At 64.6% G+C, this 26,415-nt stretch carries 21 protein-coding genes and 1 pseudogene; 4 read left to right on the forward strand and 18 right to left on the reverse strand.

Annotation, left to right across the window (positions count from 1 at the left end):
• Positions 1–31: 31 nt before the first annotated feature.
• The 13 genes from G4G31_RS02975 to G4G31_RS03035 all read right to left on the reverse strand — a co-directional run bounded on the left by G4G31_RS02975 (position 32) and on the right by G4G31_RS03035 (position 11,130).
• Positions 32–343: a BON domain-containing protein gene (locus G4G31_RS02975; RefSeq protein WP_182990229.1), complete on the reverse strand. Its 312-nt coding sequence runs from the start codon at positions 341–343 to the stop codon at positions 32–34.
• A 98-nt stretch (positions 344–441) separates the two neighbouring features.
• A complete protein-coding gene (locus G4G31_RS02980) occupies positions 442–1,548 on the reverse strand; it encodes a LytR C-terminal domain-containing protein (protein WP_182990230.1) in 1,107 nt (368 codons plus the stop codon).
• Between the two features lie 19 nt (positions 1,549–1,567).
• Positions 1,568–2,506: a type II secretion system F family protein gene (locus G4G31_RS02985; protein WP_182990231.1), complete on the reverse strand. Its 939-nt coding sequence runs from the start codon at positions 2,504–2,506 to the stop codon at positions 1,568–1,570.
• A gap of 9 nt (positions 2,507–2,515) precedes the next feature.
• A complete protein-coding gene (locus G4G31_RS02990) occupies positions 2,516–3,493 on the reverse strand; it encodes a type II secretion system F family protein (protein WP_182990232.1) in 978 nt (325 codons plus the stop codon).
• 33 nt (positions 3,494–3,526) lie between these two features.
• Positions 3,527–4,873 (reverse strand): CpaF family protein, encoded by a 1,347-nt coding sequence (locus G4G31_RS02995; RefSeq protein WP_182990233.1) that lies wholly within the window; start codon positions 4,871–4,873, stop codon positions 3,527–3,529.
• Positions 4,874–4,889: 16 nt separating this feature from the next.
• The gene (locus G4G31_RS03000) at positions 4,890–6,065 is read right to left on the reverse strand and encodes an AAA family ATPase (protein WP_182990234.1); all 1,176 of its coding nucleotides are present in this window, start codon (positions 6,063–6,065) and stop codon (positions 4,890–4,892) included.
• A gap of 75 nt (positions 6,066–6,140) precedes the next feature.
• Complete coding sequence (locus tag G4G31_RS03005; RefSeq protein ID WP_182990235.1) at positions 6,141–6,413, reverse strand: hypothetical protein; 273 nt, start codon at positions 6,411–6,413, stop codon at positions 6,141–6,143.
• Between the two features lie 9 nt (positions 6,414–6,422).
• Positions 6,423–7,973 (reverse strand): type II and III secretion system protein family protein, encoded by a 1,551-nt coding sequence (locus G4G31_RS03010; RefSeq protein ID WP_229425307.1) that lies wholly within the window; start codon positions 7,971–7,973, stop codon positions 6,423–6,425.
• 25 nt (positions 7,974–7,998) lie between these two features.
• Positions 7,999–8,859 carry a Flp pilus assembly protein CpaB gene (cpaB, locus tag G4G31_RS03015; protein WP_182990236.1) on the reverse strand — a complete coding sequence of 287 codons (861 nt, stop codon included), beginning with the start codon at positions 8,857–8,859 and terminating at the stop codon, positions 7,999–8,001.
• An 85-nt stretch (positions 8,860–8,944) separates the two neighbouring features.
• Positions 8,945–9,331, reverse strand: coding sequence for a hypothetical protein (locus G4G31_RS03020; protein ID WP_182990237.1), 387 nt, complete (start codon positions 9,329–9,331; stop codon positions 8,945–8,947).
• A complete protein-coding gene (locus G4G31_RS03025; protein ID WP_182990238.1) occupies positions 9,304–10,254 on the reverse strand; it encodes an ATP-binding protein in 951 nt (316 codons plus the stop codon). Before G4G31_RS03025 ends, G4G31_RS03020 begins: the two co-directional genes overlap by 28 nt.
• A gap of 96 nt (positions 10,255–10,350) precedes the next feature.
• Entirely contained in the window at positions 10,351–10,884 is a 534-nt protein-coding gene (locus G4G31_RS03030; RefSeq protein ID WP_182990239.1) for a prepilin peptidase, read from the reverse strand.
• Positions 10,885–10,944: 60 nt separating this feature from the next.
• A complete protein-coding gene (locus G4G31_RS03035; protein WP_182990240.1) occupies positions 10,945–11,130 on the reverse strand; it encodes a Flp family type IVb pilin in 186 nt (61 codons plus the stop codon).
• A gap of 353 nt (positions 11,131–11,483) precedes the next feature.
• On the opposite strand from G4G31_RS03035, the gene G4G31_RS03040 reads away from it, so the two are divergent.
• Positions 11,484–12,524 (forward strand): GGDEF domain-containing protein, encoded by a 1,041-nt coding sequence (locus G4G31_RS03040; RefSeq protein WP_182990241.1) that lies wholly within the window; start codon positions 11,484–11,486, stop codon positions 12,522–12,524.
• 5 nt (positions 12,525–12,529) lie between these two features.
• On the opposite strand, the gene G4G31_RS03045 is transcribed toward G4G31_RS03040, so the two are convergent.
• On the reverse strand, positions 12,530–13,747 hold the full coding sequence (locus G4G31_RS03045; protein ID WP_182990242.1) for an HD-GYP domain-containing protein: 1,218 nt from the start codon (positions 13,745–13,747) through the stop codon (positions 12,530–12,532).
• A gap of 121 nt (positions 13,748–13,868) precedes the next feature.
• Here G4G31_RS03045 and G4G31_RS03050 point away from each other — a divergent pair.
• The 3 genes and pseudogenes from G4G31_RS03050 to icmF all read left to right on the forward strand — a co-directional run bounded on the left by G4G31_RS03050 (position 13,869) and on the right by icmF (position 22,051).
• Positions 13,869–14,802, forward strand: a pseudogene (locus G4G31_RS03050) (LysR substrate-binding domain-containing protein).
• A 205-nt stretch (positions 14,803–15,007) separates the two neighbouring features.
• Positions 15,008–18,562, forward strand: a complete 3,555-nt coding sequence (locus tag G4G31_RS03055; protein WP_182990243.1) for an indolepyruvate ferredoxin oxidoreductase family protein — start codon at positions 15,008–15,010, stop codon at positions 18,560–18,562.
• Positions 18,563–18,754: 192 nt separating this feature from the next.
• Complete coding sequence (icmF, locus tag G4G31_RS03060; RefSeq protein ID WP_182990244.1) at positions 18,755–22,051, forward strand: fused isobutyryl-CoA mutase/GTPase IcmF; 3,297 nt, start codon at positions 18,755–18,757, stop codon at positions 22,049–22,051.
• Positions 22,052–22,117: 66 nt separating this feature from the next.
• Here icmF and G4G31_RS03065 read toward each other — a convergent pair whose 3' ends face one another.
• The 4 genes from G4G31_RS03065 to G4G31_RS03075 are packed head-to-tail and all read right to left on the reverse strand — an operon-like array spanning position 22,118 to position 26,382.
• Positions 22,118–23,368: a sugar MFS transporter gene (locus G4G31_RS03065; protein WP_182990245.1), complete on the reverse strand. Its 1,251-nt coding sequence runs from the start codon at positions 23,366–23,368 to the stop codon at positions 22,118–22,120.
• A 32-nt stretch (positions 23,369–23,400) separates the two neighbouring features.
• A complete protein-coding gene (locus tag G4G31_RS25020; protein ID WP_308622190.1) occupies positions 23,401–23,742 on the reverse strand; it encodes an HAD-IA family hydrolase in 342 nt (113 codons plus the stop codon).
• On the reverse strand, positions 23,669–24,043 hold the full coding sequence (locus tag G4G31_RS25025; protein WP_229425308.1) for an HAD family hydrolase: 375 nt from the start codon (positions 24,041–24,043) through the stop codon (positions 23,669–23,671). The genes G4G31_RS25020 and G4G31_RS25025 overlap by 74 nt, the downstream gene beginning before the upstream one ends.
• Entirely contained in the window at positions 24,040–26,382 is a 2,343-nt protein-coding gene (locus G4G31_RS03075) for a glycoside hydrolase family 65 protein (protein WP_182990246.1), read from the reverse strand. Before G4G31_RS03075 ends, G4G31_RS25025 begins: the two co-directional genes overlap by 4 nt.
• Between the last annotated feature and the right edge of the window lie 33 nt (positions 26,383–26,415).

The raw sequence follows: 26,415 nt of genomic DNA on the forward strand, positions 1-26,415 counted from the left end.
CCGCTGCGCTCGCCGCCATCCTGCGGTACGGCTATTTCAGCACGGTATTATTTCGCACCTCGCTCACGCCCTTGACCTGACGGGCGATCTGGACAGCGCGCTGCGCGCTTTCGCGCGAGGAAACGAAACCGCTCAGCTGGACCGTTCCTTTAAAAGTCTCGACCTGCACTTCGGTGGCCTTGACGGTGGGATCGGCCGCGAACGCGGCCTTGACCTTGCTGGTGATGAGGGCATCATCGATGTACTCGCCGGTGCCCTCGCGGTGCGCGGTTGGCGCGCAGCCGGCCATCAGGCACATCAGGCAGCCGGCCAGGATGGTGGTGAAACGCTGTGCAATTTTCATGGCAACGCTCCCGTGAGATGAATGGATATCGTCCCATTTTCGGAAGGGCGCGTCGACCGCGTTTGGTACTGAACAGAGGTACCAGCCCGGATGGCGGGTCAGGGCGCTTTGGGCACCGCATCGGCGGCGGCGAACCTGTCGCTGTCACGCAACGGCGTGCGCAGGACGAGTTTGCCGCGTGCCATGTCCTGGCCGAGGACCAGCCGCAGGTCGGTCGACGTACAGGTGACCACTTCGACCAGCTGAACATCGTCGAAGCGTTCAGCCAGGCGCTGTGCGGCATCGCGATGGGCGGGGCCGTGCTCGATGCGGGTGCGGCGTACCTTGAAGCCTTTTTCATTGCTCAGCCGCGTTACCTGCAGCCCATCGCCGTCGACCTGGCGCGACAGCGCACGTGCCATGCCGGTCACGCCGTTGCCGTTACGGATTTCCACCAGCACGACATCCGGCCGCGTACGCGGTGGCGGCGCCGGCAGCGGATCGGGCTCACGGGCTGGCAACGCTTGCGCGATCGCGCGCTGCGACGGCAGCCTTACCAGCTCGAGCATGCCGTCCGCCGTCGTGCGCACCTCGGTGGCGGCCCACTCGCGCTCGGCACGCACGGGTGCTGCCACCGCGACCTGGATCGCCGCCACGGCCGTACCGCCGGCAACCGTGTAGTCGCGTTGGAAATCGTGGTCGCGCAGTGCACTGGCCTGGCGGAACATCCGTTCGGCGCGCTCGTCCTGCCCGAGGCGACGCAGCGTTTCGCCCAGGTTGTGCCAGGCGCGGTGATCGAGCGGATCGAGCACGCAGGCTTTTTCGAGTGCGACAACGGCATTCTGGTAGTCGCCACCGAGCAGGTAGGCGTAGCCGAGGTTGGCAAACAGGTAGGCGCCGCCGGGGCCGCCGTCAGGCTTTAACTCGGCGGTGAGGCCTTGCCAGATCGGGATGGCGCGGGCGAATTCGCCCTGGCGGGCAAACGCGGCGGCCAGTGCGTTGCGGGCCTGCACGTGATGGGGAGCCGTCACCAGCGCTGCACGGTAGGACGCGATGGCGTCGTCGTAGCGGCCGGCGACATGGTGCGCGCGGCCCTGGTCATAAGCCAGATTGGCATCGACGCCGACCACGGGCTGTTCGACCTGGTGCGACATGTCGGCACAGGCAAGCAGCATGGCGCCGGCGCACAATACGGACATTTTCTTGAGGATTTTGCAGCTGGACATGATGGAGCTCCTGGTCGGTTCAACGCACACCGCTGACGTTGGCCAGCGTACGGCTCAGCTGGATCATTGCTGGTCCCAGCAGGACCATCAGCAGCGTCGGGAAGATACAAAAGATGAGCGGGAACAGCAGCTTCAGGCCGATCTTCGCGGCGCACTCCTCGGCCAGCAGGCGGCGCTTGTTGCGCAGGTTGTCGGCATACACGCGCAGCGAGTCGCCCACGCTGGTACCGAAGCGTTCGGACTGGATCAGCATTGCCACCAGCGTGTCGATGTCGTCGACACCGCTGCGCAGGGCGAAGTTGCGCAGCGCCTTTTCCTTGCTGAAGCCGGCGCGCATTTCCATCAGCACCAGCTGCAGTTCCTGCGCCAGCGTCACGCTTTTGATGTGGATTTCGCCGGCCACTTTGACGAAGGCGCGTTCCAGGCTCAGCCCGGCCTCGACGCACACGGTCAGCAAATCGAGCGCATCGGGCAGGGTTTCGAAGATCTCGCGTTTGCGCCGGCGCACGATGCGATTCAAGGTCATGTTCGGCAGGTAGTAGCCGACAGTGGCTGTCAGCAGCAGCAGGAACAACAGCTTGCCGCCCGAGAGCAGGATCACCGATGTCGCCACCAGCACGCCGACCGTGGCCGGACCGATCAAGGCGAGCAGCGTCTTCGATGCGAAGAACAGGGTCGGCGCCACGGGACTGCGCCAGCCCGCATTCATGAAGCGGGTGCGCAGCGCCGACTTTTCCCAGCCCTCGTCCGGCACCGACAGCTTGGTCAGCGGCTGCGAGACCTTGGCCACGCGCTCGACCCAGCCGTCGGACTCGAGCTGGGTGGTGTCGGACTTGCCGATGAAACGGCGCAGGCGTGTACGCAGCGCCCCTGGCGCGAACAGCATCATCGCCAGCCAGGCCAGCGCGCAAACGATGCCGAAGACGATCAACAGAAAGGATAATTGTGCGGCATTCATGGCAGCTCCTCAGATGCGGATCCGGATGACCCTGCGCAGCCAGACAACGCCGAACAGGATCATGCCGGCCGCGTACCAGAGCAGGCGTACCCCGCTGGGGTCGGTCCACAGCATGCTCACGTACTTCGGGTTGACCAGCACCAGCATCAGCATCACGCCAAACGGCAGCAGGCCCAGGATCCAGGCCGACATGCGCCCTTCCGCCGAGAGCACGCGCACCTGGGCCACCAGCTTCAGGCGGCCGCGGATGATGGTACTGATATTGCCGAGGATTTCGGCCAGGTTGCCACCGGACTCGCGCTGGATCAGCACCGCGATGATCAGGTAGCGCAGGTCGGTGAGCGGAATGCGCGCGGCCATGTTGTGCAGCGCCTCGCCCATCGGCACGCCGTAGTTGATTTCCTCACGCGCGATCCGGAATTCGCTGCTCAGCGGCTCGGGCAACTCGTTGCCGACGATCTGCAGGACGTTGGTGAACGAATGGCCCGCGCGCAGCGCACGGGCGATGAAATCGGCGGCGTCGGGTAACTGGTGTTCGATGCGGCGCAGGCGGCGCGTGCGCGCGCGCCGCACCAGGCAATACGGCACGCTCAGCGCCAGCAGCATCAACGCGAACCGTACCGGCCAGGGCATCGGCCAGCGCGCGCTGAGCAGTGCAACGAGCAGGAAGGCAGCCAGCGAGCAGCCGAGGAAGCGCGCGACCGTCAAGCCGCTGCCGGCCTGCACCAGCAAGGCATCGAGCCGCTTCAGCAAGCTGACCCGGTGCAGCAGACGATCGAAGCCTTCATGGGCACTGAATTTGCGCTGCTTGAGAATCGAGATGCGCTCGCCCGAACGTCCAGGTCCGCCCGACATGACCTGCAAGCGGCGCGCGATCCGCTGCGCTGCCTTGCCGTGGGTGCTCGACCACCACAGGTAGACGCCTTCGATCAGCAGGATCACGGCGGCGAACAGGAAGACGGTGAAGCTGTAGAAAAGCAGGTCCATGAAGCGGCTCCACTGCAGGCAAGGCCCGCAGATTCATTGGTAGATGCGGTCGGGATCGAAGGTGTCGTCCGGGATTTCGGCGCCGTACATTTTCAGGCGGTCGGCAAAGCGCGGACGCACACCGGTGGCGCTGAAACATCCCTGTACCTTGCCGTCGCGGTCGACACCCGTCTGCTCGAAGCGGAAGATTTCCTGCATCGAGATGATGTCGCCCTCCATGCCGGTGATCTCCTGGATGCTCACCACCTTGCGGCAGCCGTCGATCAGGCGCGACGCCTGCACCACCACCGTCACGGCCGAGCAGATCTGCTGGCGGATGGCGCGCGGGGTCAGGTTGGCGCCCGCCATGCCGACCATGTTTTCCAGACGTGCCAAGGCGTCGCGCGGCGTGTTCGAGTGGATCGTCGCCAGCGAGCCTTCGTGGCCGGTGTTCATCGCCTGCAGCATGTCGAGCGCCTCGGCGCCGCGCACTTCGCCGAGGATGATGCGGTCCGGACGCATGCGCAGGGCGTTCTTGACCAGCGCGCGCTGGGTGACTTCGCCCTTGCCCTCGATGTTCGGCGGGCGGGTCTCGAGACGCACCACGTGCGGCTGGCGCAGCTGCAATTCAGCCGCGTCTTCGATGGTGACGAGGCGCTCGTTGGCCGGAATGAAGCCCGACAGCAGATTCAGCAAGGTGGTCTTGCCGCTGCCGGTACCGCCCGAGATCAGGATGTTGATCTTGGCGATACCGAGGCCCTCGAGCACCTTGATCATCGGCGGCGTCATGCTCTTGTAGTCGAGCAGGTTCTGCACCGTCAGCGGGGTGGCGCTGAAGCGCCGGATCGACAGGATCGGACCGTCTACCGCGAGCGGCGGAATGATGGCGTTGACGCGTGAGCCATCGGGCAGGCGGGCGTCGACCATCGGGCTCGATTCGTCGACCCGGCGGCCGACGCGCGAGACGATCTTCTCGATGATCTTCATCAGGTGCGCATTGTCGTGGAAGGCGACGTCGGTCAGTTCCAGCTTGCCGCGGCGCTCGACATAGACGCGGTTCGCGGTGTTGACCAGGATATCGGACACGCTCGGGTCGTTCAGGAGCGGCTCGAGCGGGCCGAAGCCGAGCATCTCGTGCTGGATGTCGAGCACCAGGTTGTGGCGCTCGTGCTGGTTGAGGACGATGCGCTCTTCCTCGATGATGCGCTGGATCAGCAGCGCCAGCTCGTGCTTGAACTGCTCGGCGGTCAGGCGCTTGAGGCGCTCCAGGTCGATCCGGTCGAGGATCATCTGGTGCATCGACTTCTTCAGTTCCTGGTAGGCCTGGTTATTGGCCTCGGCCGGCAGGACGCCGGCCTTGCGGTCGTCTTCGGATACGGACAGGCGTTCACGCAGCGACATGGTCTCTCCTTCGTTTTCAGTAGTCGGCTTCGCTGCGGCCGAACAGGCGGTCGAACAAGCCACGCGACTCGGGCGGACGCCGCGCCGTCACCAGTTCGACCAGGTCGGCCAGGCTGCGCGCGGCCGCGCTCGAGCGCGACAGTTCGAGCACCGGGACACCCTGGTTGACCGAGTCGGTGACGGCCACGTAATCGTTGGGCACTGTATGGACGACTTCGCAGCCGAGCGCCGCGTGCAGGTCCGGCAGGCGCAGGCGCCCGCCCTTTTCGTAGCGATTGACGATCAGGCGGATGCTCTCGATCGGGTAGCCGAGCGAGCGGAAGATGTCGAGCAGGCGGCGGGCATCGCGGATATCCGGCAGCGCCAGCTGCAGCACCGGGTAGATGATGTCGGTACTGTCGAGCGCGCGCAGCGAGACGGCGTCGATCTGGCGTCCGACGTCGAGCACGATGTAGTCATAATGCTGGCGCGCCACGCGCAGGATGGTGTCGATGTGTTCCGGCTTGGCTTCCTTTGCATGGGCCGGATCGTCGGCTGCGGCCAGCACGCCGAAACCCTGCGTCACGTGCACCAGGCACGAATCGAGAAAGGGGCCGTCGATGCGTGCGATCTGTTCGCACACGTCAGACAGCGTCATGGTCGGCTTCTGGTCCGATACGTAGAGTGCGGCGTCGCCGAACTGTCCGTGCAGGTCGATCAGCAGCACCTTCTTCTCGGCCAGGGTCGCCAGCGCATAGCCGAAGTTGGTGGAGATGAAGGTGGCGCCGCTGCCGCCCTTGCAGGCGATGAAGGCAAGTACCTTGCCGTCGCGTAGCTGGGCGACGCCAGCGGCGGTGGAGATGCGGTCCATCGCCTCGTGGAAGGCACGGTGCACGAGCGGCAGTTGCAGCACCTCGCGCACGCCGGCGCGCATTGCCCGAATCAGGAATTCGGGCTGGTGCTGGCTGGTCAGCAGCATGAACTGGGCTTCTGGATACTGGCGTGCCAGGCGCTCGAGCAGATCGGCGTCATCGGGTGCACCGTCGCCCGCATCGACGATCACGAGGCCCGGCGCTTCACCCAAGGGGCGGTCGAGCGCCTCGCGCATCGAGACACGGCTGTTGGCCACGTTCAGCGGCGGCACCCGGGCCGCGCCTTGGGACGCAAGCTCGGCAAACAGCAGGCTGTCGCGGCTGATCAAAAGGGCTTTCATGACGATCCTCGTTGAGGCACTGATGGGGAAACGACGCTGCGGCCAGGCTCGACCCGCGAGCCCGGCGGGTGAGACCTAGCGTCCGCTGCCGAGCGTGTTGAGCATGGGGGCGCTGGCGGCGCTTTCGGGTTGGACGAACGAACGCTGGTAGCGTTCCTGCGCCGCCAGCGCGGCCGGTCCGTCGATGCCGGTCGTCGGGTTGGCGTTGGCCGCACCACGCGGGTCGATGGTCTGCGCCATCAGGTTGGCGCGCACCGCCGTGCCGAAGCTTTTCTCGAAGCGCGGGGCAGTCGAACAGGCCGCCAACAGCAGCAGCGCCGCGATCCATGCACAAGTCCTGGTTGCCATTGCTGTCTCCTATTTGAGTTCGAAACCGTCGACGCTCTGGGCCGTGCGCGCGACAGGCACTGGGTTCCTGGGCGCGCTCTCGAGCCGTCCTCCCAGCATCAGGGCGGCACGCGAAGGCGCATCGACGCCGTCGGTCGGCAGCGCGAAACCGGTCGCGGTCATGGGCTTGACCAGGCGCGCCGTGATCACGAATACCAGCTCGGTGCGGTCCTGCTGGAAGTCGGTACTGCGAAACAGCGCACCGAGTACGGGCACCTCGCCCAGGACTGGCAAGCCTTTCAGGTTGGTGATCAGATTATTCTTGATCAGGCCACCGATGGCGAAGCTCTGGCCGTCATACAGCTGGACCGTCGTGCTGGCGCGGCGTGTGGTGACGACGGGCAGAATCGACGCGCCGGAAAAACCTTGAGCGTTGATGCCGATGCCCTCGCGCGACAGCTCCGACACCTCGGGCGCGACGCGCAGGTTGATACGCCCGCCACTGAGCACAGTCGGGGTAAAGCGCAGGCCGACGCCGAACTCCTTTTCCTCGAGCGTGATCTTGTTGTTGTCCTGCGCGACCGGGATATAGAATTTGCCGCCAGCGAGGAAGCTGCCTTCCTGGCCGCTGATCGCCATCACGTTCGGCTCGGCCAGCACGCGCACCAATCCATCCTGTTTCTGGGCGTCGACGCCAAAGCCGTTGCCGTTTGGACGTACCGCTCTCAGTCCGCCTTTGGCGCTACCGCTCAGGAAGTTCGACGCCAGGGTGGCGGCCCAGCTGCCCGGGGAAAAGCTCCAGCTGGCGCCCGCCTCCAGTCTTTCCAGCAGCGTCTTCGACACCTCGGCGACTTTCACCTCGAGCTGAACCTGCTGGGGCGCAGCGACGCTCAGCAGATTCACCAGACGCACGGCCGGATTACTGGGAACGCCTCCCGCGGCGGCCCCGGTTGGCGCCAGCTCCTTCGGCACCGCGCCGAGCGCGTTCAGTGGCCGGCGCAAATAGGCACCGGCCAGTTCCGCCGCGCGCGCCACCGCGCTGGCATCGGAGACAGTCCCGGTCAGCACCAGCGAGTCGGCGGCGGCCAGCACCTTGATATCCTTCTCCTCGGGCATGACGGTCGCCAGGGTCGCCTGCAGCGCGCTCGGGTCCATAGCCACAGTGATGTCGAGTACGCTGCACAGGCCGCTGCGGCCTTGCACGATCATGTTGGTGGTGCCGACGTCGACCCCGGCGATATACATCGTGTCTGGCGCAACCAGCATCGCCTGGACGACAGCCGGGTTGCCGACACTGCGGTTCTGGACCACTTCGGGCATGCGCATCAGGGTCGACTTGCCCATCTGGAGCGCGACCTGGGCCGGGCGTGCCGCTTCGCCGCTGCAGCGCGGGCCCGCTTCGGCACGTGCACCTGCTGGCGGCGCCGCCTCGGCCTGGGGTCCCGGGCGCGCAGCTTTCGCAGTGCCGGCCAGCGCCAGCGCCATGGCGCCGAGCGCGACGTACAGCGCCGTGGGGCCGGACAGCGCGCGGCAGACTGGGCCGACGGGAAGGCCGGACAATTTCGTGGGGCGTGTATTCATGGTTGCACCTGGCACGGTAAGGGAATCAGAAGCACTCTTGCGAGGAATGCAGGCCGTTGATGACGTTGACACAATTGCGCCGTACGGGCGGCGTGGCGACGCGGTAGACGGCAGGCTTGTCCGGACGGCGCGGTGCGGCGGCCGGTTTCGCCGGTGCCGGCTTGACGACCGCTGGGGCGCCCGGCAGCAGCGTCAGTTTGGTGGCGCCGGTGGTCTGGGCCGACTGCGGGTCGACCTGGTTGCGCAGCGCCAGCGACAGCGTGCCGACACTGCGCGCCAGGTCCAGCGCTTCGGCCTGTTCCGGCGTCACTTCCAGTGTGACGGCATTGACCACACGCGGCTTGGTCTCGTCCCGATTGACTTCCTGCGCCACCGCCAGCACCAGGATCCGCTCGAGCACGATCTTCGAGATATTCTGTTCACGCGCATTCGCTTCCGGCCCGGGATCCTTCTCGGTACTGACGATGATGTCGACGTAGTTACCCGGCAGCGCGAAGCCGGCCACGCCGATGACGTCGTTGACGCGCACAGTGATGGCACGCTTGCCCTCGGTGATCAGGGCAGACAGCCCCCCCAAGGTGCCAACCGGCGCCAGCTTCGCCTCGCTCAGCGGCTCGCCAGCCAGCAGGCTGGTCTTGAGCACCCTGCCCACCAGCTTCTGCGGGTCGGTGAAGGCGCCTTTCGGCATGCTGTCGGCGGGCCACTCGGCCAGTTTCAGCATGTCGGACGTGAGGCGTTGGCCGAGGCTGGTGTCGGCGGCGGCCACTACGATATGTCCGGCACTGGCGGTGGGCTGCAGCAGCAGCCAGCGCGAAGCAAGGACCACGGCCGTCAGGCCGAACAGGATGGCGACTGCCATCACGACAAGGGCGCGCTTGTTTTTCATGGTTCGATTCCTGCGACGTGGCACGAGGCCGGGGCGCTGCCGCTGGGGGAGATGCTGTTCCACGCCTGCTCCAGGGCAGCAATCGTCAGGCGCGGTTCGGTTCCGGCGAAGCCGGCGAAATCGAGCACACGGCCAAGCAGCTCGTGCGGATAGCAGGCCAGCAGCGGCGTGCCGCTGGCGCGATGCAGACGCATGACCGGTGGTCGAGCACGACCTCGTCGCAGTCGATGCCGCGCAGCCGGCAAGCCCGCCGCAACACGGCGCGGTACGCCGGTTCAGCCAGCGGGCCCAGGCCGATGCGGTAGCCGATGCGGCGCAGGAAGGCGGGATCGAACACGCTGGCCGGCGCCAGGTTGGTGGCAAAGACCAGCATGGCGTCGAACGGCACCGTGTCGCCGCTGCTGCCACCGAAGCCAAGACGCATCGGCGCACCGTCGAGGGCGCTCAGCCAGCCGGCCAGCATCTCGGCCATGGGACGGCGCTGGCGGCCCGGGTCATCGATGACGAAGATGCCGTTGTTGGCTTGCAGCTGTGCCGGCGCATGGCAGGTGCCGCTGTCCGGATCCTGGCGCAGCGCCAGCATGCCGGATCGAGCTCGGCGCCGACATGCACCAGCGGACGCTGGCAGATTGCCCAACGCGCATCGCAGCTGCGCCGTTCTTCCTGCTGGCGCCCGATCGGCAGCGGCGCCGGGTGCAGCAGGGGGTCGTGCATCCGTACGATCTTGCCTTCGACCAGGATGGCGTAAGGCAGCGCAACGGCGCCCGGTAACAGGCGTCCGAGCTTGCGCGCAAGTGTGGTCTTGCCCGAACCGGTAGGACCATGCAGCAGTAAGGGACGCTGCGCATGGAGGGCGGCCCCCAGCAGTTCGCGCTGCGCCGCGTCGAGGCAGTCGTCGGCCAGCACCGCGGCCAGTTCGGCCGGCGTCGCACGGCGCGCCTGCGGCTGGCGCAGCGACTGACGTTCGACCATGGTGCGATAGGCGCCCAGCGTGACCGGCGTCGGACCGATGTAGCGGCACTCGGCCAAACTGGCAAGGGCGGCACGCTGGCCAATCGCGGTCAACTGGTACTGGACGTCGATGTCCGAGTCGCCCGACCACGCCACCTCGACCTGCTGTTCGTTCCCTAGTCCATTCAGGACTTCGCGCAGGACACTGATCGACAGCCGCAGCTTCCCGGCCAAGAGGGGCAGCGGCGCGCGGCCAGTTGCGTGCAGGGTTTTCAGGACCAGGGCGCACACCAGACGCGGTTCGAGCCCGGTATCGCTGACCGTTTTTGGCTGGCGCGGCAGGATCGCCGTCACTTCCGGGTCAGCCGACGCCATGCCCGATGCCGTACCGGGCACCGGGGAAGCGGCGCCTGGCGCGGTACGGGACGACAGCATGTCGATCATGGCGTTTCTCCTTGTATCCACTGGAGAGCATTCCCCAGGAATATTGAATTCATTCTAGCGACCGGTCCTTGCAGGCCATTGAGCCGCAGCAAGCGTTTACATGTAGACATGATTGCGCTGCGCCAGCAGCCAGAGCGTGGTCAACGCGATTGCGACCCCGTAAGGCATCGAGCCGACGCTGCGGCGCGACTGTGGGCTGTCCGGCATCGGCCCCATGCGTAGCAAGATCGGCAACAGCATGTCGCGCAGGTTCGCGTAAGCCGCCGCCCAGCGCCCCGTAAATACAATGATCAGCAAGGCCATCACGCCGCCCACGCACCAGGTCAGCACGCAGGCCGTGATGGTTTCCGACGGTCCCAGAAACAGGCCGACGGTGGCCATCAGCTTGACGTCGCCCGCAGCCATGCCGCGTACCGCGTACAAGGGCATGAACAAGGCGAAGCCGACGAGTGCCCCGAGCAGGGCATTCGGCAAGCCACCCGCCGCGGTATTCGTCAGGTGCAGGCCAAGCAGCGCAGCCCATCCGGCCATCAGTAATTTGTTCGGAATCTTGCGCACCGCAAGGTCGGTGACGGCGGCAATCACCACCACCGCCAGCAGTACCAGGTCGAGCTGGAGTTGAAGAGTCATGTTCGCCCGCTCCAAAAAAAAAGCCCTCCGGACCAGAATCCGGAGGGCGAACCTACGCTCTTACTTCAACGCAGCAGCCAGCTTGTCTTTCACCGCATTGAAAGTCGCCTCGATCTGAGTGCCCAGGAGCGTTGCCGCACCCGCCATTGCGACACCGATCAGGGCGGCGATCAGGCCATACTCGATGGCGGTCACACCGTCTTCGTCAGCAGCGAAGGCTTGCACAGCAGAAAAGATCGTTTTCATGACAAACTCCATATGGTGGTTTATAAGAACAACCCTGAAGCGGCAGGAGACTTCCCTTGACTCCGCTAACTGCGCTTTGTCGTTTCCGTTTCAGTGAGTTCACTATAAAAGATAATTCTTCAGAGCAAGTTGATTGATAGCAAGCTTTCTTAGTGGAATCAATTCGCACCGTCCGGGCTTGATCCAGATCGGTCCGCACCAGACTAGCGGAGGGCGCCGATTAAAAAATGCTATGTGAATATTGCTTGGGTCCGGAAAAGCGACTATCCTGTTTCGCTTGCTCTTCAGAAATTCGAAGCACACCGAAGCCACCGTAGAGCAGCAAGTTGGCTGATACTCTTTCTCAGAACGACATGGATTCCCTTCTGAAACACATGGTGGACATGACTGGCCACCGCGACCATGCGATGCTCGACATCTCGGTGGTGGCGGCGGTGCAGGAACTGGCCACTGCCGCCCAAACGCGGGTGTTATCCATCTCCATCCTCAATGGCCAGGCCTACCTGCGCTCACGCGCCAGCGTCGGCGCCGATGGCCGTGCCCGTATCGACGAGAACCACGACAGCGCCACGCCGGGCGAGCCCCTCGCCGGCTATCCGGAACTGGTCAACTGCCTGGAGAACCGCGCGGCGAGTGCCGAAGCCTGCGGTCCGGATGGCGGACGCACGCTATGGCTGCCGATCTGGTGCGGCGACAAGGCCGATACCTGCTTCGAGATCGTGCGCGACGCGCCCTTCCCCGCCGCCACCATCCACATGATTACCGGCATCGTCGGGGTGTATCGGAATTTCCAGAACCTGCTCGACTACAGCGAACGCGATTCGCTGACGGGCCTGCTCAATCGCAAGACCTTCGAGGACCAGCTGACGCGCATGCTGCAATCGGCACACGAGCAGCTACCGCCGCAGGCCGGCCGGCCGGAGCGGCGCTGCAACCGGGGCGATGAACAGCAATGGCTGGCGGTGATCGACGTCGACCATTTCAAGATGGTGAACGATACCTTCGGCCACCTGTACGGCGACGAAGTGCTGATCCTCATTGCCAATCAGCTGCAAGGTTCGTTCCGCTCGCAGGACCGGGTATTTCGCTTCGGCGGCGAGGAATTCGTGGTGCTGCTGCGCTCGACGACGCTGGACAACGCGCGCCGTATCATCGACCGCTTCCGCAGCAATGTCGAGGCCTATGAATTCCCGCAGGTCGGCCGGGTGACCGTCAGCGTCGGTTTCGTCAGCATCAACCCTTTCGATTCGCCCGTCGTCACGCTCGGCCACGCCGACCAGGCGCTGTATTACGCCAAGACCCACGGGCGCAACCAGGCTTGCCACTACAACGAGCTGGTCGAGCTCGGCCTGCTGCGCACGGTTACCTCGAACGATACCGCCGAGTTTTTCTAGACCCCTCAGGGCAGCAGCATGAACTTGTCCGCATCCACCCGCCATTTCTCCGGCGACTCGTGGCGCACGATCTTGTCGCCGCCACCGAAACCGAGCGGGCGCGACAGGTCCAGCAGCTCCGGACGAATGTAGGTCTGGCTCTTGGTGTTGAAGAACACATTGACCTTGGGCGTGAGCAGATTCGTCTCGTGCGGCTCGACGACGACGCCCAAGCGGCCCGATTCCAGCATTACCATGGTGCCAACTGGATAAATGCCGACGCAGCGCATGAATTCCTGGGTCAGCGAGGGGCTGAAGTGGAATTTGCTCCACTCATAGATCTTGCGCAATGCATCGGCCGCCGACATGCCCTTGTGGTAGCAACGGTCCGAGGTGATGGCATCGTAGACGTCGACGATCGCCGCCATCTGCGCCAGCTCCGAGGTTTGACCTTCGTTCTGCAGGTCCGGATAACCGCTGCCGTCGCGCCGCTCGTGGTGGTGCAGCGTGATATCGAGCGGAATCTGGCCGATATCGGCCGACTTGAGCAGGATGTCGTAACCATCGCGCGGATGCTTCTTGATGATCGCGAATTCCTCGTCGGTCAGGCGCCCTGCCTTGTTCAGGATATGGTCCGGCACCAGCGCCTTGCCGGTATCGTGCAGCAGGCCACCGATGCCGGCTTGGTAGGTCGTTTCCTCGTCCATGCCGCGCGAACGGCAGAACGCCACCAGCAGCGTGCATACCGAAACAGAATGCAGGAAAGTGTAGTCGTCCTTGTTCTTGATACGCAACAGGCCCAGCAGGGCGCCGGAATTGCGCAGGACCGATTCGGTGATGTTTTGTACGACCGGCGACACATTGTTCAGCTCGACCGCCTTGCCCAGGCGCGCGTCCTGCATCACCGTGCGTACCAGGCTCACGGCCTGGCGCCGGATGCCGACTGCGCGCTGCATCTCGTCGGCCAGCGCCGCGCGCACCGGCTTGACCGGCCTGGCGGCAATCGCCGTGACTTCCGCCTCGGTTGTCGCCTGCGCTTCGGCCAGCGTGGGTGCGGCCACATCGAGCCCTTTGGCGCAGTCGATGATGACGACACGGATGCCGGCATGGATGATCTTGCGGATCTCGTCTTCGCTGCCAAGAACGAAGCGGGAACGGACAAACGGATGCTCCATCCAGCCGCAATCGAGGTCGTGGATGGCCATGCCCACGCGCAGCTGGGAGGAATCGATTTTCTTGAGCATGTTCCGGTCCGGCGATATGGTAATCTCCGCCACCACGGCGGTTATGCAGTATATCAACTCTATTTCCAAGCATAAACTTTTTGCCCCTAATTTGTTGCACCTTGACACAACATAGTTCTACATGGAATTACGTCAACTGCGCTATTTCGTCGCTATCGTCGACCACGGCTCGCTCTCGCGCGCCGCCCTGGTCCTGCACGTGGCGCAGCCGGCGCTGACCCAGCAGCTGCGCCAGCTCGAGGAAGAGCTCGGCGCCCAGCTGCTGCACCGCTCCGCCCACGGCGTGCTCAGCACCGACGCCGGCAAGATTTTTTATGAACATGCCCAGGCGATCCTGAAACAAGTTGCCGATGCCCGCTCGGCCGTGACGCAATCGACGACGCGTCCCTCGGGCAGCGTCTCGCTCGGGCTACCGCACAGCATTTCCGGCGCGCTGGCGCTGCCCTTGCTGACCGCCGCCCGTGCCACCTATCCGGAAATCACGCTGCAATTGACCGAGGAAATCTCCGGCAGCCTGGTCGAGCAGCTGAAATCGGGCCGCCTGAACCTGGCTGTCCTGTTCGACGACGGCCAGCTCGGCGGTTTCGCCTCCTCCGCCCTGGTCGAGGAAGACTTGATGTACATCTGCCGCGCCGGCTCGGCCTCGGTGCCGCCCGGTCCCGCCATTCCCCCGGCTGCGGCGCTGGCCACCACCCTGATCCTGCCGGCGCGCCAGCACGGCGTGCGGCCGCTGATCGAACAGGTGGCGGGCGGCGCCGGTTCTGGCGCTATCGAACGTGATCGAGATCAATTCGCTGGCCATCCTGAAGTCGGCGCTGCTGGCCGACATGGGCGCGACCCTGCTGCCGCTGGCACCGCTGCGCGCCGAGATCGACAGCGGCGAACTCATCGCCACGCCAGTGCACAGCCCCGCGATCCGCCGCACCGTCACCCTCTGCGCCTCGCGCAATATCCCACTGACGAATGCAGCCGCCGCTATCAGCCGCCTGGTGCGCCAGGTCACCGAGATGCTGTGCACGAATGGGCAGTGGCCAGGTGCTCAGCTTCTTGAATAACTGCTATCAGTTTTTCTTATACCCCCATCCGCAAAGCCTATTTCCCCTATGACGGGGAAGCCCCTACACTCCACGCGGACCGATGAACCGCAGGGTTCATCCGCATAACAAGGCGCCGGCCACCGCCGGCCACTCCCGACCACGACAGCTGCCTACCCGGCAGCTCGGCTGGCCGGAACCACCCAATACCAGCCTGGAGACTTTCATGCCCGATACCGTCGCGCCGCAATCCGCCGCGCAGGATCTGCCTTCCCGCCTCACCACCGTCACCCTCGACGACAAGTACCTTGCCAAGACCGGCAACATCTTCCTGTCGGGTATCCAGGCCCTCGTGCGCCTGCCGATGATGCAGCGCGAGCGCGACGCCGCCGCCGGCCTGGATACGGCGGGCTTCGTCTCCGGTTACCGCGGCTCGCCGCTGGGCGGCCTGGACGAAACCCTGTGGAAGGCAAAAAAACACCTGGAAGCGAACCACGTGCAGTTCGTGCCGGGCGTGAACGAAGACCTGGCCGCCACCGCCGTCTGGGGCACGCAAACCGTCGACCTGATCGGCCCGACCAAATACGACGGCGTATTCGCCATGTGGTATGGCAAGGGCCCGGGCGTGGACCGCTGCGGCGACGTTTTTAAGCACATGAACCACGCGGGGACGAGCAAGAACGGCGGCGTGCTGCTGGTGGCCGGCGACGACCACGGCGCCTACTCGTCGACCCTGCCGCACCAGTCGGACCACATCTTCTCGGCTTGCATGATCCCGGTGCTCTACCCCTGCAACGTGCAGGAATACCTGGACCTGGGCGTACACGGCTGGGCGATGTCGCGCTTCTCCGGCTGCGCCGTCGCTTTTAAAGCGCTGGCCGACACGGTCGAATCGAGCGCCTCGGTCGACGCCAACCCGCACCGCGTGCAGGTGAAACTGCCCCAGGATTTCGCGATGCCCGAAGGCGGCCTGAACACGCGCCTGTCGTCGATGCCGCTGGGCCAGCAGGCGCGCACGCAGGAAGCGCTGATGCAGGACTATAAAATCTACGCGGCGCTGGCCTATGCCCGTGAAAACAAGCTCAATCACACCACGATCGACAGCCCGAACGCCAAGCTCGGCATCATCGCCTCCGGCAAATCCTACCTGGACGTACTGGAAGCGCTGGAAGAACTGGGCATCGACGAAGCCATGGCGGCCAAGGTTGGCCTGCGTCTGTTCAAGGTTGCGATGATCTGGCCGCTGGAACCGGAAGGCGTGCGCGAATTCGCGCAAGGGCTGGAAGAAATCCTGGTCGTCGAAGAAAAGCGGCAGGTCGTCGAATACCAGTTGAAAGAACAGCTCTACAACTGGCGCGACGACGTGCGTCCGCACATCATCGGCAAGTTCGACGACAAGGGCGAATGGGTCGCGCCGCGCGGCGACTGGCTGCTGCCTCCCAAGGCCGACTTCTCGGTGGCGCAGGTGGCGCGCGTGATCGCCGGCCGCATCGCCCGTCTGGTCACCGACGACACCACCCGTGACCTCATCAAGGCACGCCTGGCCTTCCTCGATGCCAAAGACGCCGTGCTGCAAAAGGCGATCACGACCCCGTTCCGCCCGGCCTTCTACTGCTCCGGCTGCCCGCACAACACCTCCACCAAAGTACCGGAGGGCTCCTTCGCGCTGGCCGGCATCGGCTGCCACGTGATGGCAACGTCCATCTACCCGGAGATGAACAAGCTGACCACCCACATGGGCGGAGAGGGCGCGCCATGGATCGGCCAGGCCGCGTTCTCGAAAGTACCGCACGTGTTCCAGAACCTGGGCGACGGCACCTATTTCCACTCGGGCTACCTGGCCGTGCGCGCCGCCGTCTCGGCCAAGGTGAACATCACCTACAAGATTCTCTACAACGATGCGGTCGCGATGACGGGCGGCCAGCCGGTCGACGGCCAGACCTCGGTGCCGATGATCGCCCAGCAGATGGCGGCCGAAGGCGTGAAACGCATCGCGCTCGTCACCGAGGACCTGTCGCGCTATGCCGACCGCTCCTCCCTGCCGGGCATCGTCACCCTGCACGACCGCAAGGAGATGGACGACATCCAGCGCGAACTGCGCGAGCTGCCCGGCGTGTCCGTCATCATCTATGACCAGACCTGCGCCGCCGAGAAGCGCCGCCGCAGGAAAAAAGGCGAATTCCCCGACCTGCCCAAGCGCATGGTCATCAATGAAGCCGTCTGCGAAGGCTGCGGCGATTGCGGCATCCAGTCGAACTGTGTCTCGATCCTGCCGAAAGAGACCGACTTCGGCCGCAAGCGCACCATCGACCAGTCGTCCTGCAACAAGGACTATTCCTGCACCAAGGGCTTCTGCCCGAGTTTCGTCACCGTCGAAGGCGGGACCCTCAAGAAGAGCACGACCGGCGTCTCCAAAGGTGACGACGATGGCTGGGGTCTGCTGCCGGAGCCCGTGCTGCCAAGCGTCGAGCATCCGTACAACATCCTCATCAACGGCATCGGCGGCACCGGCGTGATCACCGTCGGCGCCCTGATGGGCATGGCCGCGCACCTGGAAGCGAAAGGCGCGTCGGTGCTGGACATGACGGGCATGAGCCAGAAGAATGGTTCCGTCACCTCGCACGTGAAAATCGCGGCGACGCCGGAGCGCCTGCGCGCCCAGCGCATCGCCACCGGCGAAGCGGACCTCGTACTCGGCTGCGACATGCTGACCACGGGCGCGGCCGACGCGATCTCGAAGATGCGTCCGGGACGCACGCTGGCCATCGTCAACCTGCACGAGCAGCCAACCGGTACCTTTGCCCAGAACGCCGACTGGCAGTTCCCGGCCGAGGACGTACGCGGCCTGATCGTGGAAGCGGTCGGTGGCGAAGGTGGCGCCGATTTCGTCGATGCCACAAAATTAGCCACCGCCCTGATGGGCGACTCGATCGCGACGAACCTCTTCCTGATGGGTTACGCCTGGCAGAAGGGCCGCATTCCATTGACCGAGGCATCGCTGATGCGCGCGATCGAACTCAATGGCGTTGCCGTCGCCTCGAACAAGAAGAGCTTCCTGTGGGGCCGCCGCGCTGCAGTCGACTTCAAGCGCGTCGAAAAGACGGCGACGCCGACCCAGGCGGTGCTGGTGCAGATGCCGCAAAGCCTGGACACGGTCATCAAGAAGCGCGTCGAGTTCCTCACGAGCTACCAGGATCTCGCCTACGCCGGCAAGTACGCGCTGCTGGTGGAGAAGGTGCGCGCCGCCGAAAGCGCTGCGGGGCTGGGCAACAAGCTGTCGATGGCGGTCGCCAAATACTACTTCAAGCTGATGGCCTACAAGGACGAGTACGAGGTGGCACGCCTGTACACCGACGGCCGCTTCCTCGATCAGGTGAAATCGCAGTTCGAAGGCGATGTCAAATTCAAGTTCAACCTGGCGCCGCCGCTGTTCGCGAAAAAGGATGCCAAGGGTCAGCTGGTGAAGAAGGAATTCGGCAGCTGGATGCTGGGTGCCTTCAAGGTGCTGGCGAAGCTGAAAGGCCTGCGCGGCGGTGCCTTCGACGTGTTCGGCCACACCGCCGAGCGCAAGATGGAGCGCGCCCTGATTGTCGAATACCGTGAGATGATCGAAGGCTTGCTGCCGATGCTGAACGCTGCCTCGTATGCCGATGCCGTCGAGCTGGCCAGCCTGCCGGAACAGATCCGCGGCTTTGGCCATGTGAAGGAAAAGGCGGTTGAAAACTTCCGCCTGCGCAAGGCTGAGCTGCTCAGCGGCAACATCAAGAAACGCGCCGCGTAATGTAGGGTAGGCGGGTTCCCCGCCTACGCGTTCAGCCGGTTTTCGATACTGCGCGAATGCTTTGACATCTGTTGAACGCGTAGGCGGCAGAGCCGCCTACCCTACGAACCTTACGCCCAACTTGACGTTAACGTTAACGTCATATACCGTACAAATCGAACCTGTCCGCTTCCGACTTCCTGAAGGAACCCCATGAACGACATCACCCCCGCCGCCAAGCTCGAGCTGCCTGAGCAGCAAAAGCTGGCCAACAAGGTGCGCTTCGTCACCGCCGCTTCGCTCTTCGACGGCCATGACGCCTCGATCAACATCATGCGCCGCATCCTGCAGTCGAACGGCGTCGAGGTCATCCACCTCGGCCACAACCGCTCGGTCGACGAAGTCGTCACCGCGGCGCTGGCCGAAGACGTGCAAGGCATCGCCATCTCCAGCTACCAGGGCGGCCACGTCGAATACTTCAAATACATGATCGACCTGCTGCGCCAGCGCGGCGGTGCCCACATCAAGGTCTTCGGCGGCGGCGGCGGCGTCATCGTCCCGTCCGAAATCGAGGAACTGCATGCCTACGGTGTCGCGCGCATCTTCAGCCCGGAAGACGGCCAGCGCATGGGCCTCGTCGGCATGATCCGCTCGATGATCGAAGCCTGCGACATCGACCTGTCCGGCTACGCTCCCACCAGCATCGATGCCCTGCAGCTTGGTAACGCGGGCGACATCGCCGCGCGCCACCGTCCGCTGGCCCAGCTGATCACGGCACTCGAAAACGGCAAGGTCGAAGAAAGCCTGCGCACGCAGGTGCTGGAAACGGCCGACACCTTGAAGGTGCCGACGCTGGGCATCACCGGCACCGGCGGCGCCGGTAAATCCTCGCTGACAGATGAACTCATTCGCCGCATCCGCCTCGACCAGGGCGACCGCCTGAACATCGCCGTGATCTCGATCGACCCGTCGCGCCGCAAATCCGGCGGCGCCCTGCTGGGCGACCGTATTCGCATGAACGCGATCAATCCGTGGAACGGCCAGCACCGCGTCTTCATGCGCTCGCTCGCCACCCGCGAAGCCGGCTCGGAAATCTCGGCCGCGCTGCCAAGCGTGATCGCCGCTTGTAAAGTCGCTGGCTTCGACCTGGTGATCGTGGAAACCTCGGGCATCGGCCAGGGCGACGCGGCCATCGTGCCGCACGTCGACGCCTCGATGTACGTGATGACGCCGGAATTCGGCGCCGCCTCGCAGCTTGAGAAAATCGACATGCTCGATTTCGCCGACTTCATCGCCATCAACAAATTCGACCGCAAGGGCGCCCAGGACGCGCTGCGCGACGTGGCAAAGCAGTACCAGCGCAACCGCGAACTGTGGAGCATGAGCCCGGACCAGATGCCGGTATTCGGCACCCAGGCATCGCGCTTCAACGACGATGGCGTCACCGCCCTCTACCACGGCCTTCTGCCGAAGCTGGCCGAACTCGGCCTGCGGGTCGAGCCGTCGCGCCTGGAAGCGCCTGGCCAGAAGCATTCGAGCGGCAAGAATGTCATCGTGCCGCCAGCCCGCGCGCGCTACCTTGCCGAAATCGCCGACACCGTGCGCGGCTACCACCGCAACACGTCGAAACAGGTAAAACTGGCACGCGAGCGTCAGCAACTGAGCGAGACGAAACGCATGCTGGCCGCCGCCAACCGTGAAGTGATCCTGGACGACCTGATCACCGAACGCGAAAACGCGATGGACGGCAGCGCCAAGAAACTGCTGGCCATGTGGCCCGACATGCAGGCGGCCTACGCCGGCGACGATTACGTCGTCAAAATCCGCGACAAGGAAATCCGCACCAAACTGGTGCAAAAAACCCTGTCCGGCACCACGATTCGCAAGGTGGCGCTGCCGAAGTACGAAGACCACGGCGAAATCCTGCGCTTCCTGATGCTGGAAAACGTGCCGGGCTCCTTCCCGTTCACGGCCGGCGTGTTCGCTTTCAAACGCGAAGGCGAAGACCCGACCCGCATGTTCGCCGGCGAAGGCGATGCCTTCCGCACGAATAAACGTTTCAAACTGGTCTCGACCGGCATGGACGCGAAACGCCTGTCCACCGCCTTCGATTCCGTGACCCTGTACGGCGCCGATCCGGCACTGCGCCCGGACATCTACGGTAAAGTGGGCAACTCGGGCGTATCGATCGCGACCCTGGACGACATGAAGGTGCTGTACGACGGTTTTGATCTGTGCAGTCCGTCGACTTCGGTCTCGATGACGATCAACGGCCCGGCGCCGACCATCCTGGCGATGTTCATGAACACCGCCATCGACCAGCAGATCGACAAGTTCGTGGCCGACAACGGCCGCCAGCCGACCGACGACGAAGCGCAGAAGATCCGCGAGTGGGTGCTGGCCAACGTCCGCGGCACCGTGCAGGCCGACATCCTGAAGGAAGACCAGGGGCAAAACACCTGTATTTTCTCGACCGAGTTCTCGCTGAAGGTCATGGGCGACATCCAGGAATACTTTGTCCATCACCAGGTGCGCAATTTCTACTCGGTGTCGATCTCGGGCTACCACATCGCCGAAGCGGGCGCGAACCCGATCTCGCAGCTGGCCTTTACGCTGTCGAACGGCTTTACCTTTGTCGAAGCCTACCTCGCGCGCGGCATGCACATCGACGACTTCGCACCGAACCTGTCGTTCTTCTTCTCGAACGGCATGGACCCGGAATACACGGTGCTGGGCCGCGTGGCGCGCCGCATCTGGGCTGTCGCCATGCGCGACAAGTACGGCGCCAACGACCGCTCGCAGAAGCTGAAATACCACGTGCAGACTTCGGGCCGCTCGCTGCACGCCCAGGAAATCGACTTCAACGACATCCGCACCACGCTGCAGGCGCTGATCGCGATCTACGACAACTGCAATTCGCTGCACACCAACGCGTATGACGAAGCCATCACCACGCCGACCGACGAATCCGTCCGCCGCGCACTGGCGATCCAGCTGATCATCAACCGCGAGTGGGGCCTGGCGAAGAACGAGAACCCGAACCAGGGCGCCTTCATCATCGACGAACTGACGGACCTCGTCGAAGAAGCGGTGCTGCAGGAGTTCGAGCGCATCGCCGAACGCGGCGGCGTGCTCGGTGCCATGGAAACCGGCTACCAGCGCGGCAAGATCCAGGAAGAGTCGATGCTCTACGAGCACAAGAAGCACGACGGCTCGCTGCCGATCATCGGCGTCAACACCTTCCGCAATCCGAAGGGACTGGGCGCCCCGGCCACGATCGAACTGGCGCGTTCGACCGACGACGAAAAGCAGTCGCAATTGACGCGCCTGGAAGCTTTCCACGCCCGCAACGCAGACGCGGCGCCGGCAGCACTGGCGGCACTGCAGCAGGCGGCGATCGACAACCAGAACGTGTTCGAGAAGCTGATGGACGCCGTGCGCGTCTGCTCGCTGGGCCAGATCACCACGGCCCTGTTCGAGGTGGGTGGGCAGTACCGCCGCAACATGTAAGCGACGCAGTCTTTCGCAGCAAGACGGGCGCCCTTGGGTGCCCGTTTTTTTATGCCGCGCGGGTCATCACGCCACCTGCCCTACGGCCTCCCCCGTCCGCTCCACCTGGCGCCGGAAAAAGAACAGCGTCACCAGCACCAGCGAGATCGGCACCAGCGTCAGGTAGAAGGCGAAGTGCCCGCTGAAATTGCCGAACACATAGCCGGTGATGAAGGAACCGGTGGTGCCGCCCAGCGCCGAGAAGATCACCAGCAGGCCCGTCATGCAGGAATGCTGGTTCTTTGGCAGGGAACTGAGCATGACCGAATTGATGCCCGGGTAGATCGGTGCCATGAACAGGCCGATCAGCGGGAACAGGAAGGTCGCCAGCGGTGCCGTCGACCAGCTCACGTCGGCGCCAACGGCCAGGTCGCGCGTGAGCGGCAGCGCCAGCAGCACCATGGCCGCCATGCCGATCACGCAGCCGTTCATGACCGTGTACCAGTGCACCTTGCGCATTACCACGCCCGCGGACAGGCGCCCCAGCGCGAGGCAGGCGGCAAAGATGCTGGCCACCTGCACGCTCATCGCCGCCGGCAGTTTCAGGATCTCGTTGTTGAAGGTCGGCAGCCAGGTGCCGACGCTTTGCTCGATCAGCACGTAAAGGAAGGCGGTCAGCACGAACACGCAGACCAGCGGCTTTGCGAACAGCTTGAACATGGCGCAGAAATCCTCCCAGCGGCTGCGCCCGGCCGGCAGCCGGGCGTCGCGCTCGTCGAAGGGCGTACTTGCCAGCAGCACGAAGGTGAGCGCGCACAGCCCGCCCAGCACCCAGTACACCCCCAGCCAGCTGGGCGATTTCGGGTTCGCGGAATCGATGAACCAGGCGAACACCCAGTAGGCGCTCAGCACGCCCACCATGAACACGCCTTCCAGCGTATTCATGATGCTGGCATGGTGGCGGCGGTCGGTCGCGATCAGGCCAAGGGTCGAATACACCGACACCTTCACCAGGGCGAAAGCGATGCCGACGCAGAGGAACAGCAGCTTGGTCGTCGCAAAGCTGGGCAGCAGCGGCATGGCAACACAGGCGGCGCTGACGATCGCCAGCGCGACCAGCATCGCGTTCTTGTAGCCCAGCCGCGGCAGGAAGGACGCGACCAGGAAGGACACCACGGCGATCGGCAGGTCCTTGAAAGCTTCCAGGATGCTGGCGCCGGATTTGCTGACGTCGTAGTTGTTGATCACCTGCAGGATCACCGTGCCTACGCTGTTGAGCAGGATGGCGAAGACGAAGTAGATCAGGAACAAGGCCAATAGAATGCGCTGGTTTTTCACGCTGTCTCCCGTTTTTTATGATAGTGGGCGTGTCAGTAGTCTGCGAGGCGGAATTCAGTCAGGCTCGGGATCACGCGGTCGGCCTGGGTCAGCACGTCCGGGCTGCCTACGCCGACGGCGAACATACCCGCCGACTTGATCGAAGCCACGCCCGCCACCGCATCCTCCACGCCGAGGCAGTCTTCGGGCGCCACGCCGAGCGCCGCCGCCGCATTCAGGAAGATCTCCGGATGCGGCTTGCTGTTGGCGATCAGGGCCGCGTCGACCACGACATCGAAACGGTCGCGGATACCGAGGCGGTCAAGTACCGTAAAGGCGTTCTTGCTGACCGAGGCGAGGCCGATTTTCAGGCCCGCCGCGCGTACCGCCGCCAGCGCATCGAGGGGCCCCCGGCAGCAGGTCGGCCGGGCCCATGGTCGCGATCAGGTCCACGTACTGGCGGTTCTTGCGCTCGGCCAGCGCCAGCTTCTGTTCCATGGAGTAGGTCTTTGGCGAACCGGCCAGGATCAGGTTCAGGGACCCCATGCGGTCCACGCCTTTCAAATTTTCGTTGAACGCGTGATCGAAATGCACGCCTTCGGATTCGGCCAGTGCCTTCCAGGCCAGGTAGTGGTAATGGGCGGTGTCGGTGATAACGCCGTCGAGATCGAAAATGACCGCTTTGAATCGGCTCATGCCTGTGCCTCCATCGAAATGCGGGCCGACGGCGCCGCGCGGGTAAGCGACACCTCCTGGCCGAGGTGGGTAAAGACCAGCGCGTCGCCGGCCAGCAGCGTGTACTGCGCCGCCGCGCCGGTCACGCGCACCTGCAGCTGGGCGCCGCGCAGCTGGACCTTGAACTGGTAGTGCTGCCACTTGCGGGGAAGCGCCGGCGCGAAGCGCAGCGCGCCGTCGGCCACGCGCATGCCGGCAAAGCCGTAGGCCACGCCCATCCAGGTGCCGGCCATCGCCGCCGTGTGGACGCCGTAATGGGTATTGCCGTGGGTGTCGTCAAGGTCCAGGCGCGCCGTCTCCATGAAGTAATCGTAGGCCTTGTCGTGGTAGCCGACTTCCGAGGCAATGATGCTGAAAATGCAGGACGACAGCGAGGAGTCGTGGGTGGTGACGGCCTCGTAGTAGTCGAAGTCGCGCCGTTTGTCCTCCAGCGTGAACTCGTTCGACAGCAGCAGCAGCGCCAGCACCACGTCGGCCTGCTTGCACACCTGGTGGCGGTAGATCACCAGCGGGTGGTAGTTCAGCAGCAGCGGATAGTTTTCGCGCGGGGTGCTGGCGAAATCCCAGGGCTTTTTCGACAGGAAGCTGTCGTCCTGCTCGTGGATGCCCAGCTTGCCGTCGTACGGCAGGTGCATGCAGTCGGCGGCGCGGCGCCATTCGGCGGTTTCCTCGTCCGTCACGCCCGTGGCGGCGGCGATGCGCGCAAAGTCGGCCGGGCGCGCCGCGGCGAGCTGGCCGGCCATGTCGGCGGCAAAGCGCAGGTGCATGCGCGCCATCGCATTGGTGTAGTAGTTGTTGTTGACCAGCGCCGTGTATTCGTCCGGCCCGGTCACCTCGTTGATGCAGAAGCGTCCGGCGCGGTCGTAGACGCCGATGCCGAGCCAGATGCGCGCCGTCTCCAGCACGATTTCCAGGCCGGCCTGCGCCATGTAGTCGATGTCGCCGGTGGCCTCGAAATAGGACTTGATGGAATAAGCGATGTCGGCGTTGATGTGGTATTGCGCGGTCCCGGCCGGGAAATAGGCCGAGCATTCGCTCCCGGCGATCGTGCGCCACGGGTAGAGCGCGCCGCGCGCGTGCGACATCTGGCGCGCCCGCTCGCGCGCCTGTTCCAGCCCGGCGTAGCGGTATTCCAGCAGCTTGCGCGCGATCTCCGGCTTCGAGTACAGGAAGAAGGGGAAGATATAGATCTCGGTGTCCCAGAAATAGTGGCCCTCGTAGCCTTCTCCGGTGACGCCTTTCGCGGCGATGTTGGTACGGCCGTCGCGGCCCACCGATTGGAGCAGGTGGTATTCGTTGAAGCGGATGCCCTGCTGCAGGGCGTCGTCGCCCGCGATCTCGACGTCGGCGCCCGCCCAGAAGTCGGCAAGATAGGCCGCCTGCGCGGCGCACAAGGCCTCGAAACCGGCGGCCTGGGCCTGGGCCAGGGTCTGGCGCGCGCGCGCCAGCAGTTCGCCTTCCGGATAATCGCGCGACGAGTGGTAGCTGCCGTACTTGGTCAGGCGCAGGGGCTGGCCTTCGGCGGCCGCGGGGGCGAACACCTGGCCGGCGCGCTCGCCGTCGCGCCAGGCGCTGCCGGGCGCATCGTCCACCTGCGTTGCAATCGCGCTCACCAGCATGAAGCCGCTGTTGTGGGTGCGCTGCACCAGGGCCGAGAAGGAACCATCCTGCTCGACCGACAGCGTGCGCAGGGCCGGTCCCGATACCGCCGAGCCGACGCGCGGATCGTCGCCCGCTTCCTGGTTCTTCACCGCGCCGTCGATGAAGGACTTCAGGCCGATCGATCCCGAAAAATTCAGCGGCGTGATCTCGACCTCGATCGCGAACAGGTGTTTATTGGCGAACGAGACCACCCGGCGGCTGCGCAGCGCGATGCGCTTGCCGTTGGGCGCCGTCCACTCGAGCGCGCGCACCAGCACGCCGCTGCGCAGGTCCAGCACGCGTTCGTAGCGTCCGAGGGTGCCGGCCAGCGGGTCGAAACGCTCGCCGTCGATCGTGATCTCGACGCCCTTGGCATTCGGGACGTTGAGCATGAACTGGTTGACCTTGGCCAGCGCATGGGCCGACTCCGGATAGACGATCGGCTCTGACTCGTAGAAACCGTTCAGGTAGGTGCCGTCGAGCGACGTGCCGGCCGGGCCGGTATAGCCTTCTTCGCCGGTGCCGCGCAGCCCGATGTAGCCGTTCCCGAGCGCGAACAGGGTCTCGCGCAGGAAATGGGAAGCGGTGTCGAACGCGCTCTCGCGGATGCACCAGGGATCGGTTGGAAGAGGTGAGGTCGGGCGGTCTGCTGTCTGCACGGCGTGTCCTTAAGCGATGTCGTCGTCGAATTT

It is taken from the genome of Massilia sp. Se16.2.3, assembly GCF_014171595.1.
In the GTDB taxonomy this organism is placed as follows: Bacteria; Pseudomonadota; Gammaproteobacteria; order Burkholderiales; family Burkholderiaceae_D; genus Telluria.

What these genes read in the sequence shown, in the direction of transcription:
- G4G31_RS02975 (WP_182990229.1), bottom strand. Translation starts at nt 343, where the DNA reads ATGAAAATTGCACAGCGTTTCACCACCATCCTGGCCGGCTGCCTGATG.
- G4G31_RS02980 (WP_182990230.1), bottom strand. Translation starts at nt 1,548, where the DNA reads ATGTCCAGCTGCAAAATCCTCAAGAAAATGTCCGTATTGTGCGCCGGC.
- G4G31_RS02985 (WP_182990231.1), bottom strand. Translation starts at nt 2,506, where the DNA reads ATGAATGCCGCACAATTATCCTTTCTGTTGATCGTCTTCGGCATCGTT.
- G4G31_RS02990 (WP_182990232.1), bottom strand. Translation starts at nt 3,493, where the DNA reads ATGGACCTGCTTTTCTACAGCTTCACCGTCTTCCTGTTCGCCGCCGTG.
- G4G31_RS02995 (WP_182990233.1), bottom strand. Translation starts at nt 4,873, where the DNA reads ATGTCGCTGCGTGAACGCCTGTCCGTATCCGAAGACGACCGCAAGGCC.
- G4G31_RS03000 (WP_182990234.1), bottom strand. Translation starts at nt 6,065, where the DNA reads ATGAAAGCCCTTTTGATCAGCCGCGACAGCCTGCTGTTTGCCGAGCTT.
- G4G31_RS03005 (WP_182990235.1), bottom strand. Translation starts at nt 6,413, where the DNA reads ATGGCAACCAGGACTTGTGCATGGATCGCGGCGCTGCTGCTGTTGGCG.
- G4G31_RS03010 (WP_229425307.1), bottom strand. Translation starts at nt 7,973, where the DNA reads ATGAATACACGCCCCACGAAATTGTCCGGCCTTCCCGTCGGCCCAGTC.
- cpaB (WP_182990236.1), bottom strand. Translation starts at nt 8,859, where the DNA reads ATGAAAAACAAGCGCGCCCTTGTCGTGATGGCAGTCGCCATCCTGTTC.
- G4G31_RS03020 (WP_182990237.1), bottom strand. Translation starts at nt 9,331, where the DNA reads ATGGCCGAGATGCTGGCCGGCTGGCTGAGCGCCCTCGACGGTGCGCCG.
- G4G31_RS03025 (WP_182990238.1), bottom strand. Translation starts at nt 10,254, where the DNA reads ATGATCGACATGCTGTCGTCCCGTACCGCGCCAGGCGCCGCTTCCCCG.
- G4G31_RS03030 (WP_182990239.1), bottom strand. Translation starts at nt 10,884, where the DNA reads ATGACTCTTCAACTCCAGCTCGACCTGGTACTGCTGGCGGTGGTGGTG.
- G4G31_RS03035 (WP_182990240.1), bottom strand. Translation starts at nt 11,130, where the DNA reads ATGAAAACGATCTTTTCTGCTGTGCAAGCCTTCGCTGCTGACGAAGAC.
- G4G31_RS03040 (WP_182990241.1), top strand. Translation starts at nt 11,484, where the DNA reads ATGGATTCCCTTCTGAAACACATGGTGGACATGACTGGCCACCGCGAC.
- G4G31_RS03045 (WP_182990242.1), bottom strand. Translation starts at nt 13,747, where the DNA reads ATGCTCAAGAAAATCGATTCCTCCCAGCTGCGCGTGGGCATGGCCATC.
- G4G31_RS03055 (WP_182990243.1), top strand. Translation starts at nt 15,008, where the DNA reads ATGCCCGATACCGTCGCGCCGCAATCCGCCGCGCAGGATCTGCCTTCC.
- icmF (WP_182990244.1), top strand. Translation starts at nt 18,755, where the DNA reads ATGAACGACATCACCCCCGCCGCCAAGCTCGAGCTGCCTGAGCAGCAA.
- G4G31_RS25025 (WP_229425308.1), bottom strand. Translation starts at nt 24,043, where the DNA reads ATGAGCCGATTCAAAGCGGTCATTTTCGATCTCGACGGCGTTATCACC.